The organism is Aquimarina mytili (assembly GCF_016735115.1).
Classification (GTDB): Bacteria; Bacteroidota; Bacteroidia; order Flavobacteriales; family Flavobacteriaceae; genus Aquimarina; species Aquimarina mytili.
In genome coordinates this window covers 1-12,367 of the sequence record NZ_JAERQJ010000019.1, presented here as the reverse complement: position 1 = coordinate 12,367, position 12,367 = coordinate 1, and the positions used below count along the sequence as shown (strand labels likewise).

Annotated in this window: 16 protein-coding genes; 6 read left to right on the top strand and 10 right to left on the bottom strand. The window is 31.8% G+C overall.

What is annotated here, in order from left to right; all coding sequences use genetic code 11:
• Positions 1–278 precede the first annotated feature (278 nt).
• From JJQ60_RS21635 to JJQ60_RS21625, 3 genes are all read left to right on the top strand, one after another.
• Entirely contained in the window at positions 279–893 is a 615-nt protein-coding gene (locus tag JJQ60_RS21635) for a hypothetical protein (protein WP_201924716.1), read from the top strand.
• Between the two features lie 102 nt (positions 894–995).
• Positions 996–1,349, top strand: a complete 354-nt coding sequence (locus JJQ60_RS21630; RefSeq protein ID WP_201924715.1) for a DUF6713 family protein — start codon at positions 996–998, stop codon at positions 1,347–1,349.
• Positions 1,350–1,542: 193 nt separating this feature from the next.
• On the top strand, positions 1,543–2,298 hold the full coding sequence (locus JJQ60_RS21625) for a hypothetical protein (protein ID WP_201924714.1): 756 nt from the start codon (positions 1,543–1,545) through the stop codon (positions 2,296–2,298).
• Positions 2,299–2,520: 222 nt separating this feature from the next.
• Here JJQ60_RS21625 and JJQ60_RS21620 read toward each other — a convergent pair whose 3' ends face one another.
• A complete protein-coding gene (locus tag JJQ60_RS21620) occupies positions 2,521–3,657 on the bottom strand; it encodes a N(5)-(carboxyethyl)ornithine synthase (RefSeq protein ID WP_201924713.1) in 1,137 nt (378 codons plus the stop codon).
• A 317-nt stretch (positions 3,658–3,974) separates the two neighbouring features.
• Between JJQ60_RS21620 and JJQ60_RS21615 the strand changes: the two genes are divergently transcribed.
• The 3 genes from JJQ60_RS21615 (at position 3,975) to JJQ60_RS21605 (ending at position 5,584) form a co-directional block, all read left to right on the top strand.
• Positions 3,975–4,724, top strand: a complete 750-nt coding sequence (locus tag JJQ60_RS21615; protein ID WP_201924712.1) for an NYN domain-containing protein — start codon at positions 3,975–3,977, stop codon at positions 4,722–4,724.
• Positions 4,725–4,926: 202 nt separating this feature from the next.
• Positions 4,927–5,241 (top strand): helix-turn-helix domain-containing protein, encoded by a 315-nt coding sequence (locus tag JJQ60_RS22400; RefSeq protein ID WP_394369559.1) that lies wholly within the window; start codon positions 4,927–4,929, stop codon positions 5,239–5,241.
• Positions 5,242–5,263: 22 nt separating this feature from the next.
• A complete protein-coding gene (locus JJQ60_RS21605; protein WP_201924709.1) occupies positions 5,264–5,584 on the top strand; it encodes a VOC family protein in 321 nt (106 codons plus the stop codon).
• 330 nt (positions 5,585–5,914) lie between these two features.
• Here the strand turns inward: JJQ60_RS21605 and JJQ60_RS21600 are convergent, their stop codons facing one another.
• The 9 genes from JJQ60_RS21600 to JJQ60_RS21560 form a co-directional block, all read right to left on the bottom strand.
• Complete coding sequence (locus JJQ60_RS21600) at positions 5,915–6,343, bottom strand: ester cyclase (protein ID WP_201924708.1); 429 nt, start codon at positions 6,341–6,343, stop codon at positions 5,915–5,917.
• Between the two features lie 97 nt (positions 6,344–6,440).
• Positions 6,441–7,343: an AraC family transcriptional regulator gene (locus JJQ60_RS21595; protein ID WP_201924707.1), complete on the bottom strand. Its 903-nt coding sequence runs from the start codon at positions 7,341–7,343 to the stop codon at positions 6,441–6,443.
• 497 nt (positions 7,344–7,840) lie between these two features.
• Positions 7,841–8,311, bottom strand: coding sequence for a hypothetical protein (locus JJQ60_RS21590; RefSeq protein ID WP_201924706.1), 471 nt, complete (start codon positions 8,309–8,311; stop codon positions 7,841–7,843).
• A 194-nt stretch (positions 8,312–8,505) separates the two neighbouring features.
• Positions 8,506–9,441, bottom strand: coding sequence for a DUF5677 domain-containing protein (locus tag JJQ60_RS21585; protein ID WP_201924705.1), 936 nt, complete (start codon positions 9,439–9,441; stop codon positions 8,506–8,508).
• Between the two features lie 90 nt (positions 9,442–9,531).
• A complete protein-coding gene (locus JJQ60_RS21580; protein ID WP_201924704.1) occupies positions 9,532–9,747 on the bottom strand; it encodes a hypothetical protein in 216 nt (71 codons plus the stop codon).
• Positions 9,748–9,753: 6 nt separating this feature from the next.
• The gene (locus JJQ60_RS21575) at positions 9,754–10,161 is read right to left on the bottom strand and encodes an FEKKY domain-containing protein (protein WP_201924702.1); all 408 of its coding nucleotides are present in this window, start codon (positions 10,159–10,161) and stop codon (positions 9,754–9,756) included.
• A gap of 129 nt (positions 10,162–10,290) precedes the next feature.
• The gene (locus tag JJQ60_RS21570) at positions 10,291–10,713 is read right to left on the bottom strand and encodes a hypothetical protein (protein WP_201924700.1); all 423 of its coding nucleotides are present in this window, start codon (positions 10,711–10,713) and stop codon (positions 10,291–10,293) included.
• Between the two features lie 257 nt (positions 10,714–10,970).
• Complete coding sequence (locus JJQ60_RS21565) at positions 10,971–11,423, bottom strand: RDD family protein (protein ID WP_201924698.1); 453 nt, start codon at positions 11,421–11,423, stop codon at positions 10,971–10,973.
• Positions 11,424–11,626: 203 nt separating this feature from the next.
• A complete protein-coding gene (locus tag JJQ60_RS21560; protein ID WP_201924696.1) occupies positions 11,627–12,103 on the bottom strand; it encodes a hypothetical protein in 477 nt (158 codons plus the stop codon).
• Positions 12,104–12,367: the final 264 nt, after the last annotated feature.

Below are 12,367 nucleotides of genomic sequence, written 5' to 3'. Positions count from 1 at the left end.
ACAGTGAACCTTCCAGCTTCGCTTGTGAATGTCGATACCAATGTATAACTTAGGGCAAGCGGTAATTTGAGTATTCATATCTTTAATTTTTAGTTCATTTTAAAGATACTCGACTTACTGCTTTTTCATCGATGCTATAAAAAATAGCATAATTAGTGCAAGCCATTTGGCTTGTTCTTTTTTTGTTATCTTTCGCATATTAGAAAAGTAAGTGAATTAAAACCTGCTACTTTTCATATACAAACCGTTGTGCGTAATTAAAAAAAGTAAACTTAAGAATGAATAAAAACTTAAAAAGCATATTAAAATATATTATTGAAGTTATTATTGTTGCTTTTGGGGTATTCTTAGGAATTTATTACAGTAATATAAATGAAGATAATAAGACAAAAAAGGAAAAAGAAAAATCTTTAAGTTTAATAATTGGAGAATTAGAAACGAATCAAGAATTACTTAAAAGTGATATCGATTATCACGAAAATATCAAAATTCAAATAGACAGTATTATTCCAAATTTGAGCGATAAGGATCTGTATTCAACATTTATAGGATCTGATTTTAAGCATGCTGAGATTGATGGGTGGACTGGATTTCGTTTTTCAAGACTTCAAAAAACGGCATTTGAGAGTGCTAAAACTAGTGGAATAATAAAAGAGTTTGACATAGAGTTAATACAAAAATTATCAAATATCTATTATTATCAAGACACATATGTTGGTTTTGGGGAATCAATACTAAATAAAGCTATTGAAACAAATTCTTCAACAAAAGTTGTTGACTTTATTGGAATAATTGAATTGATGACATCGGATTTACTTGGAGTAGAAAAAAATTTATCAAAAGAATTAGAAAAGACTATAACTGAATTAAAAACGACACACAACAAGGTATAAAAAATGTTGCCATCCCGGAGGATGGCTATGTTTTTTATACAAATCGTTAGCTGCAACCAAAAGTGACATAGGACATAGACACAAACAAATTAGAAAATTAAAATGACAGGACATATTTTCTTTTATTTAGGACTTTCTCTTATTATGATGCATGAAATGGATGCTATTCGTTGCAAAGAGTGGCGAATATTCCCAGGATTATCTATGCTGAGTGACAAAATTGGACATATAGTTTTCCTGTTTTTACACATTCCCCTTTTTTACTTTGTGTTTTGGAAGCTAACTCAGAGTAAAGATGCTGAAGTATTTATCTATGGATTCAACATATTTATGATTGTGCATTTAGTACTTCATATACTTTTTCTAAAACACAAGAACAATGAATTCAAGGATTGGATTTCTTGGTCTATAATTATTGGAGCGGGATTATGCGGAATAATAGACCTATTGATTTGACCAGACGATTATTGAAAAAATAAAAGCAACGGGCTAACAATGCATATAAAAAATAGGGGAAATAGTAGTGAAATTAGGGGTTTTGGCTTGCATCAAACTTTGTGCATAACCGAAAGTTTAATGCTTTGAAATCGCCTACTTTTCATATACTAACCGTTGCAAACATTTAAAACTGAATTCAAAAACAACATCTATGAATTTAATAAAAACTTTAATTTTATTTATTCCTTTTACAATATTCTGTCAAACTAAAAAGCATATTGTCGATAAAGTCTCTAACGAAATTTGTAGCGAATTAAATAAAATTGAAAATTTTGATGACATTACTAAAAGTCAAGCTCAAAATATAATGGCAAAAGTATTTTTGGCAAATAAAACTGAATGGGATAATGAATTAGACAAAATTGAAAACTCAAGAAATAATGGTTATAATATTTTTGATAATTTACTTAACCATAGACTACAGTTAACGTGTAAAAAGTTCAAAAAAGTAGACAATCTAATTGATAGTTATTTAGAGAAAAAACCATCTAAAAGAAAGTTATACTTAAAAGTAAAAGAATTTATTATATCTGCAGAATTAGAATCAAATACAAACAATCTCCTATCCTTTTTTAACGAATCGAAAAGAAAAGCTGATCTAACAACAAAACTAAAATCCTTGCAGAGTGAATTATTAAAGCATAAAAAAGAATCTGGACTTTACATTATGCGGTCGGAATATGAAAATAATGGTTCAATTTTTATAATAAACGTTTTTGATTATAAAACAGGGAATGAAAATGTGTTTATCAAAATGCTATTTGAAAATGAAAAGGATAGTTTTATTGATGGATTAGTATTTAAAAATCAAACTGAAATCAAATTGGAAAAGGAAAAAAGAGAAAAACAAAACATTGACTTTGTTCCTCCTCCTCCGCCACCTCCTCCTTCTAAAAAGAAGAATTAAATTAAAAAACGATTTACCAACAATGTATAAGAAAACATAGGGCTTTTAGGATGAATCAATAGGTCTGTGTTTATTTACAAAGTCGCCAACTATAAAATTCAGCGATTATGAGAAAAAAGATAAAAGCAAAATATTTACTTTTGGCTTAGTACCAACCCAAAACGTATTGCTTATCAATTGCCCTACGTTTCTTATACGGTACGTTATATGCAATACTATCTGTCATACAATTGTATGTGGATATTTCTGAGAACGATTTTGAAACTGTAAAATTTCACTCTTTTGGATAACACCTTGTTCGACATTAATAGCTCCGTTTATAGTCGCATTTTTACGCCATTCATCTTTTCCTTTTAGAACTGCTGGAAGATGTACAATTAGTGCTGCGGAAATTGATCTGGTGGCACTTTCCCATAAGTAACTCGGAGTATGATCTACAGCATAGTAATCTATTTCATCAACTGAAATTAATGGATTTCTAAAAGTGGTTGGTTTTGCGAAATAGAATCCCATTCCTTCATCGCAGCTAACATCAATTATCAAGCATCCCTTTTTAAGAAAAGAACTTTCATCCTTGGTTACAAAATCTAATGGATCATTTGGGTCTTGAAATGTACCATTAACAATAATGTCTGATTCTCCAATCAACTCAATCAATGGTCTTTCCGAGCCATCGTGCTCAATGACTAACAATCTATTCTTGGCATCATTTCCTTTTTTGATTCGGACATAATGAACATTAAGAACTTCTTCTCTAACCTCATGATCAGGCCTTTGGATGCAAATAGTGATATCCCTAAATCCATGAGCCTTTAGAGCATAAATCGCTCCTCTGCTCACTGCTCCAAAACTGAAGATTATGACTTTTCTTTGATTTCCATAATGACCATCTATACCTTTTAACTGCATTGCATGAAGAATAGCACAATATCCAGCCATCTCATTGTTTTTGTAAAATGTATGACGTCCTCGAATTCCATTTGGAGACCAAACAAACATATCCTCAAAAGCAATCAGTGTTAATTTTCGATCTATGGCAGATTGAGTAATCAAGTTTTGCTGAGCACAGTGTGGGTATCCCCATAGCAGACCTCCCTCTTTTAATCCCTGAAGATCAGCAAGAACTGGTTTCGCAATAATTACTGAGCCCAGATCGCTTAAAAGCTCATCCCGGGTAGCAATACCTCCAGAAAGTGATTCAATTTCATCGTCACCAATATTAAAAGGGATACCATATCCTTTTTCAAATATCAGTTGTTTACGTATTTCTCTTGGAAGTCTCTCTAAGTGTTCTGGATGAATGGGACGTCTTCTTTCATCTTCCTTTTTTGAAGTACCTATTATACCAATAGTATTCATAATTCTGAGGATTAAATTTTGAGCCTGCTTATTAAAACAATAAGCTTTGAGTCTCTTTGATGTACATTAATAAAGAGGATTGGGATTTCACACATCAAATGAATCACCAAATCAATTGCTCTTAACTCGTCTATTGAAAGTGTAAATACTTATAAAAGAAGAATTAGAATTGAAAAATTCCGAATACTAAGGTAAACATTTTAACGTAATTCGAATTTAAATCTATTTACTCCTTTATCACTGCCAATCAATTTGTACATTATTACTGTATCTTTACTACGAATGACGCAACCTGTGTCTGCTAAACCCAAAGAGATATGAGTCAAAACTTCAATATTGCTGTCCTAATAGACGGAGACAATATACCATCAGCCAATGTGAAGGAAATGATGGAAGAGATCACAAAGTATGGTAACCCTACAATAAAAAGAATTTATGGGGACTGGACTAGACCTGGATTGAACAAGTGGAAAAACTTACTTCTCGAAAATGCTATAACTCCTATTCAACAATATGGATATACAACTGGTAAAAACGCCACTGATTCGGCAATGATCATTGACGCAATGGATATTCTATATAGCAATAGAGTAGACGGCTTTTGCCTCGTTTCAAGTGACAGTGATTTTACAAAGCTAGCCACTAGGTTGAGAGAGGCTGGAATGCTTGTGATCGGAATAGGAGAAAAGAAAACCCCTAACCCTTTCATAGTTGCTTGTGATAAGTTTGTTTATATTGAAATACTCGGAAGTTCTGCAGACGAAAAAGCTGAAAAGGCGGAGAAAACAAAGCCAGGAATTGACAAGATCTCGAAGCGTGAAATCAACCTAATCATATCCTCTATTCGTGATTTATCCGATGAAGAAGGTTGGGCATTCTTAGGAGACGTTGGAGCTTTGATTCAAAAGAAACAACCGAATTTTGATTCTAGAAACTATGGATATGAGAAACTAACTCCTTTGATTCAGTCAATTGGAAAATTTGAAATCGAGCAAAGAGAAACTTCAAAGAGCAAGCACAAACTCATTTATGTTAAGAACAAAGAAAAAGCATATAACAAGCGCTAAAATCCATAGACCAAAGAGTTGCTTTATAAGTGCTTTTGAATCAGACACTTACAAGAAACAAACAAATGGTCAGCCTATGGATTTTAGCTAATCGTTTGCGGTAATTTAAAGGAACAATGTACCAGGAAATAAAACCATCAAAAGGAATTAATAATATAATGGACTCTTTTTGGACTTTCTCGAAAAATAATACGAGCGAAAAATAAGGTCGTTTCAAGGAATTGTAAATGTAAGAGATTTAGCAAAATCGCATTATATAGGTCTAAGACAATTGGAAAGAAGTTTCAAAAGTTATATAAGTGTGACAATAAAGGAATTTTCAAACATTGTGCGTTTCAACAATGCAATGAAATCAATAGCAACTTTTACCAATTCAAGCCTTTTAGAAATAGCATTTGATATGGGATTTTTCCATCATTCCCATATGACATATGAATTCCAACGTATATCTGGTGAAAATCCAGTTATTTTAGATAATGTCGTTTTTTTACAAAATAATCCTTGTTTAGTCAGGTAATTTTGTAACAAAAAAAAATGATATGAAAGTTTTACTTTTATCAATTGGTTTATTCTTAATATTTTCCTGCAATAACAAAGATAACTGCACAGAAAAAAGTATTGTTAAAATTCAAAAACCTAAAATAACAGAAATAGAAATTAAATACGCATACACAATTCTTTATGTTTCGAACGTGCCAAAGGCAATAGACTTTTACAAAAAAGCTTTTGGATTTGAACAAAAATTTCTGACACCCGAAAATGATTATGGAGAAATAATTTCAGGAACTACAACAATCTCATTTGCCAATTTTGAACTTGGTAATTCTAACCTTAAAAAGGTTTTACAAAGAGTAAATTAAACGAAAAACCATTTGGAATTGAATTAGCCTTTACGACTTTAGAAGTTCAGAAAGCAATGGAAAATGCGATTAAAACGGAGCAGAACTTTTAGAGGAAGTAGTAACAAAACCTCCGAAATGTACCCAGCGGTACGCTCCTTTTTGTCCCCAAGGGTCTTGCTGAATTTCATAACCTGTTACTTCTTGGTTCTCCTTTTAAGAACTTGGTAATTACATCTTCTACTACTGTAAAATCGAATACAGTTTCTACATTATTTTACTAATAAATTTGTTCCTTTTTCTACTAATAAATGACTCATAATATTTTCTTTTTACTAGTTTATAATTATTTTATTCGTTGATAACACCTAACTGTTTCATTAAGCCCAAATCATCGGTTAGTCCCCAACGCTCAATTAATTTCCCATCTTTGATTCTGTAAAGATGAAATACTTCAAAAGCAACTTCTTTTCCTGTAGGTGGATTTCCCATTAGTTCACCATTGTTAGTTCCTGTAATGGTGTCTCTTGCCATTACATAATCGACCTCCGCTATGATGTGGTGGTATTCAGCCTGTACATCAGGAAAAATTTCAAAGAACTTACTATATAGTTCTCTGAACACATCTGGTCCTTTTTTCGCTTCTAGCGGAAAGACTTCCTGATGATTTATAAATTCTGGATGCAATACTTCTTCCAGAATCTCTAAATTTCTCTTATTGAAGGCTTCGTCGATCAATCGCTTTAAAATCTGCTTGTTGTTCTCTACTGTAGTTTCCATTTTTATTTGTTTTTAATGTTATTAAATGATTACAGTACAAATGTAGAATGGAAATCTGCTAAGTTTTGGGCAGTAACTAAGGATGATTGTGCAATTTCTAAGGATTCCTGAATTGCGAAGGGGAAACGCCTGTTTCCTTTTTGAAAAAACGGCTAAAACTATTAATGTCCAAGAAACCTAAACTGTAAGCTATTTCGGTAATTGACAAAGTTGATTTGTGCAAACTGGCTTTAGCTTCACTTATAATCTTAGTATTTATCCATTGTTTAACTGTCTTACCAGTTTCGTTTTTAATGATACTGCTAAAGTAATTGGGGTGGATATGAAGTTTATCTGCAAATTTCTGGACGTTCCAGATATAGGTTTCCTTTTTATTTAGAATATCTAGAAAATGAGTATTCAAGAGACTGTTAAACTCTTGCACTATTTCAGCAGGCCGATTTTTAAGTTCAACTTTTGCTTTGTGGGTTCTAAGCAATGCTTTGGTTTTGTATAGGATAGTGATTAATTGGCTTGCTAAAATCTCTTTTTTGTAGGCGCTTGTTCTATTATAATCCAACAGCAAAATCTCAAAAATATTCTTTAATTCTTGAAAGAAATCATTGGGAAGATACATTACCGGAATACTTTCCTTGAGCAGAAAGGAAAATTCTTCAGCTACAGGTTTAGCAACATAAGGTTTTAGAAAATCCAATGTGAATGTTGTGATGTGCCCTTGCCATTTTTTATCGATGGCAAAGGATTTTGTGTGCCCAGGATTAGTGAAGTAAAATGATTTTTCTTTTAACGGAAACCAATTGTCATCTATTGTATAATAACCAGCTCCTTTTTCAATTAGTAGAAAGGCAAAATAATTGGTTCTAAATAGTGGTGATTTTTGCAGGGCATCGTGTTGAAGAATTTCGAGGGAATGTATTGTAAAATCTATTTCCTGTGGAAGGCGAATCTTGAAGTATTCAAAATACTCAGAAATAGAATCGTATGTTTTTATTTCACTCAATAGGTTTCTTTTCAGAATTGCAGCTAACGGTTAATGTATAGTTTGTAGCGGAACTGGCACAAACGTTACACTCAGTACTGGCACGAAGATAGCAAAAGCGCGTGAAATTCCGTTAGGAATTTCCGTCGCTATGAACTTATACATTTTGTTATGCACCGGCTTTTTTGTCAGCCGTGACTTTGCAAAACTGCCTCTAGCAAAGTGATAACTGCTTACGGACTGCTTGCGAACTTATTTTTCAGATTCCCGCAATCACTTTGCGACTTTGCGTTAGACAAAAACCCTCACAAAATAGCGATGACCTTTCTTTCGTCAGTTGCGGATAGGAGCGAACCTTTGGATCATTAAAATTCTTTGGAAAAACGCTCAGGTCTTCGATCTGGCGTTTGTCAGTTTTGAGTGTTGCTTGCGTTTTGCTTTTCAGAACTCCGATGCTGGTGCATAACGTTGTGTATAAAAGGCGTTTTAATGCATTTTTGCACGGTGTTGTAATTAGTTTATTTCGACATTTCAGCTAATTTTAGAGCATATGTCACACACATGGTTTGATATTTTGTTGATGGATTTCCATTGCAATCAAAAAATCCCATACATCCGTGAAAGTCAACTATTTTGTTATCTTTTTCAATTATCCCAAAATCAAACGTATGCCCTGAATTATTACCAACTAATTGATATAATTGATCTTGTCCTTCAAAACAAAGTTTTTTACAACTTCCCCTTTTCATATACAGTTTTGTATCACCTTCTGATTTGAATTTTTCAAGTACCTGATTTAATGCAGCTAAGATGTTATATTGATTCATTTTCATGCTGTCCTCATATTCTTCATCAAAATAGTTTTCGGCATCAGCAACATTGAAATTCCCAATTATTTTCACAAACTGATTTATTCTTGATTCTTCTTTGGTATTCTTAAAATTAAAGTCTAATGAAACTTCTAAGTCTGACAATGTAAATCCAAGCATAACAATATTTTTTAATTAAGTACAACACCAAATATATGAATCGGAGCAAGGCAAGTAAGCCAGAACCAATTGATTTATCTGCGCATTTTTATTTCTTATTCAATTTATAAAAATCTAGCGCCACTGCAAAAAGAAAATGACCTTTCGATCTAGCACTGAATTGCTCTGATTTCATATATAATGTTAGCAACTTGCTATTTCTTATAATTTATTATGGACTCAGATACAATTTTGTCATAATGTTGTTTAAAACCTCTATACCAATCAGTCAATTTATTTCTTTTATCAGGAATTCTTTTAGTTAAATATTGAGAATAGCATTCTAGTAAATATGATACAGTAGAAGTAAATACATCCTTACAATGTTCAAAATCTCGTATTTGTATTATTTGGGCACTATCTTTTCCTGCTCTCGCAAAACCCTTTTGAATTCCAGTAACATGAACATTCTTAGAATACTTTCTATATTGAAATTCATAAATTACAGATTTTTTAAGATGATTAGATAGTTCTAAAAAATTCCTAGGTCCATCATATAGAGAATACCAATTAGGATATTTGGACTTTAATTTTTTTGAAGTTCTCATGTATTCTTGATGTACTTCTTTAAATTCTGGTTTGTTCAATAAATCAACCTTTGCTTTAATTACATCTTTCACTTCTGGTCGATCAAAAAATTGAGAGATGTCAAAATTCATTTCGTCTTTTAAAATTTTTGATTTCAATTCTTTTGATTGTGGATTTTCCGAAATGAATTGTTTATAGTATTTTAAATCTTTCTTTGCTCGCCATACCATAAAACTAAGAGCTCTTTGTTTTTCATTTTCTTTGAGCATATAAAATAATCCAAAATGATTTTCCAATAGTGCTCTGATTTGAATTTTTGCTGGGTCAATTAATGAGTTTCTAGTTAAAACAGAGATGGAATCAGCTAACTCAATTATATTTCTTAAAAACAATGAAGGTATATTATTGTCTTTTCCTTCTCTTTTGGTTTCCACATCCCACAATAGTATATGAGTTCCAAAATTCACTACTTCATCAATTGTTTCTGAAAAATCATCGAGAATCTTTTGTAAATACTCATCCGCGATTCTTGGTAATATTTCGTCAATTGGTTTAGTATTCATTTTTTTATGAGCTTGTTGCTAACGTTCCTTATATGTTGCGTTTGCCTGCCGAAGGCGGCATATGCAATATGCAAATTGTTGTAAAACGTTTTATTTCACATTCTTCTTCTTTTTGTCAGTTGCCCATTTCTTTATTTTATCGCTTAATGTCGAATATCCTAAACCACCTAAAAGCATTCCAATTGGCATTCCGATTATTGTTCTCCAGAATTCTTTTGGATTTCTGCTATAATCAGGGAGATAAGCCCAATATAAAAATCCCACAAACAGAATAACAAGTATTGAAATAATTATAAATTCAGTCATAGTATTTTAACTTTTTCGTTTATAATTCCGTTTCCATTCCTTAAATCCGATTACATCATCTCTAACTTCCTTTATCCACTTTTTTCCTTTTGTCGAATTTAGGTGTTTAAATATCATTCTGTTGTAGGCTATTACAATTCTATTTTCAGGTCCAGTGCAGCCAAATTCATAAAAGTAAATTCCATATTCTTTTTCAAACTCTGGGTCAGTTGTAATTATGGTTGGTGCAATTCCGCCCATTAACAACAAAAATGGATTTCCTTTTTTAATGTCCAATAGCGCCATTTTTTCAGCTTCCTTTTCGTCCGTAATAAAAGTCAGTTTAGAAGCTCCTGAATTATTTAATTGCTCATCACTCAATTCTCCAATTCTTGAGAATATCACAGTTTCTTCTCCTTCCGTTTGAGCATTCAAAGTCAAAGTTAGAATTCCAATAAATAAGGTTAATATGAATTTCATATGGTTCTTTTGAATGTTTTACAACGTCTCTTGTATGTTGCGTTTGCTTCCCAAAGGGAGCATGTGCAATATACAACTTGTTACCTACTGTTTTTTTATATTTTGGTGAATTGAGTAGATTTTTTCATTCCCATATTCAATTTGGTTTTCAGTCAAACTTTTTATTTCAATTTCAATTGGTTTTTGATAATAAAATCCGTCAGTTTCTTTTGAAATCAAACCTTTTTTTAAGAATCGTTTTATCAGTTCTTTTCTTGATTCAGAGTTTTGTTTTGATATTCGACTTTTTAAGATCAGTTTATCGTTTTTGATTTCCCATTTTCCGTATTTAATATGTTCAGATGTAAAGTAATCAATATATTCTCCGTTATTTTTAAAAGTTCGAGTTGGATATCCTGTTCCGTTTTCAGTATATGGTGGACACCAAGGAATTTCCTCAAATTTGTTTTTTTCAACTTCCGTTCTTAAATCACAAGTTTTGTCAAACTCCCACGTACCAATAATCAATTCCGAATATTTTTCTTGAGCATTGGTAATTCCAATTGTAAGTAGAAGTATTATTAAAATTCGGTTCTTCATAATTGCAGGTAACGTTCAATATATGTATCGTAGCAGGGCAAAATGTTACCTTGCTTTTCGATTTTTCTTGCGCATTGGTTGCTAACTTTTACTTTCTGCAAGCATTGAGCTTAACCAAAAATACAATAACCTTTCGATTTGTCACTTAGCAGCTATGACATCATATATAGTGTTACCATATGTTTTTATTCAGATTCTTTGGCAGCTTTGACTCTTAAAACTATGGTCTTAGCTGCTAAATCCCCAACCCTTTGGTTTTTATCAGAATTTTTTATTGAGAGGACTCCAATTAGTCCGAAAAAAAACATATCTATGGGATCTAATAAATGCCTTATAAAAGATTGTCCAAATGACAATTTTTCATCAATTCCGTTAATTGAGATTGGTTTTAATCCAACAATAGAATTTCCAATAGTCGCTCCGAATAATTGCTCAATTCCGATTGTCATTAGTCCCCAAAGCAATATTGGTGGTAGAGTGAGTATTCCACTGACTGAGTAAACGCCTTCTGAATCAGGTTCTCCATAAGCATACAGATAGGCAAAGAAAAAAGTATAAATAAGAAGATAGTCAATAAATCCCGCTAAAATTTTCCTTCCAATATTAGGTTCCGGTTTTATATCCGTAGTATAGGTCATTTAGTTTATTATTTTTAATGTATTGTAACGCTAAATATATGAATTGGAGCAAGGCAAGTATACCTGAACCAATCGATCTATCTGCGCATTTTTATTTCTTGTTAAACTTATAAAAATCTAGCGCCACAACAAAAAAAGGAAATGACCATTCGATCCAACGCTATGTTTGCTCTGATTTCATATATAATGTTACCATACGTATTTTATTCCATCGTTGATCGGTTTTTCATTCTAAATAATAGAACACTTATTAGTGTTCCAATTAAAAATCCCACAAATAAATACCTTCCAAAACTTAAGTTCTGAAAATCCATTGAATTTTTAATTCCGTTTCCAAGATCAAATTCAGATAACCTTTGTAATTGATTATTTAGTTGAAACATTCTTAATTGCCAACTCAAAATTCCACATCCGAATATTATCCCAAGAGTTGCCAATGTTTGATTTAGAGATTTTAGTTTAGAAAATTTATCAGAAATCAAATATAAAAGGGGAACAATTCCAATTGACAATGCGAATATTAAATGAGATTTAAATTGTCCGTTCATAGTATAACTAATAATCTCAATATCCCTTTTGTTAAGTTGAGAGAATGAAATGTCAAGAAAACTTCCTCTAATTAAGAATCCAATAACAGTTAGTACTATTATGAATCCAATATATATTAATATTTTTTTCATTAATCTTTTAATATATGGTAACGGTCTCGTATATGAGTAGTAGCGGAATTCTACTCACAAATCTTTTGTTTTAGGACAGACCTTTGTTTTATGTTCATACTTTCGTTTTATCACTTAAACCGCTATTACTTATAGCATCGATGAAAAAGCAGTAAGTCGAGTATCTTTAAAATGAACTAAAAATTAAAGATATGAATACTCAAATTACCGCTTGCCCTAAGTTATACATTGGTATCGACATTCACAAGCGAAGCTGGAAGGTTC

Excerpts from the sequence above, each read along its gene's own strand:
- JJQ60_RS21590 (WP_201924706.1), bottom strand. The coding sequence starts at position 8,311 with ATGCTTGGATTTACATTGTCAGACTTAGAAGTTTCATTAGACTTTAAT.
- JJQ60_RS21620 (WP_201924713.1), bottom strand. The coding sequence starts at position 3,657 with ATGAATACTATTGGTATAATAGGTACTTCAAAAAAGGAAGATGAAAGA.
- JJQ60_RS21585 (WP_201924705.1), bottom strand. The coding sequence starts at position 9,441 with ATGAATACTAAACCAATTGACGAAATATTACCAAGAATCGCGGATGAG.
- JJQ60_RS21630 (WP_201924715.1), top strand. The coding sequence starts at position 996 with ATGACAGGACATATTTTCTTTTATTTAGGACTTTCTCTTATTATGATG.
- JJQ60_RS21580 (WP_201924704.1), bottom strand. The coding sequence starts at position 9,747 with ATGACTGAATTTATAATTATTTCAATACTTGTTATTCTGTTTGTGGGA.
- JJQ60_RS21615 (WP_201924712.1), top strand. The coding sequence starts at position 3,975 with ATGAGTCAAAACTTCAATATTGCTGTCCTAATAGACGGAGACAATATA.
- JJQ60_RS21565 (WP_201924698.1), bottom strand. The coding sequence starts at position 11,423 with ATGACCTATACTACGGATATAAAACCGGAACCTAATATTGGAAGGAAA.
- JJQ60_RS21635 (WP_201924716.1), top strand. The coding sequence starts at position 279 with ATGAATAAAAACTTAAAAAGCATATTAAAATATATTATTGAAGTTATT.
- JJQ60_RS21600 (WP_201924708.1), bottom strand. The coding sequence starts at position 6,343 with ATGGAAACTACAGTAGAGAACAACAAGCAGATTTTAAAGCGATTGATC.
- JJQ60_RS21560 (WP_201924696.1), bottom strand. The coding sequence starts at position 12,103 with ATGAAAAAAATATTAATATATATTGGATTCATAATAGTACTAACTGTT.
- JJQ60_RS21605 (WP_201924709.1), top strand. The coding sequence starts at position 5,264 with ATGAAAGTTTTACTTTTATCAATTGGTTTATTCTTAATATTTTCCTGC.
- JJQ60_RS21625 (WP_201924714.1), top strand. The coding sequence starts at position 1,543 with ATGAATTTAATAAAAACTTTAATTTTATTTATTCCTTTTACAATATTC.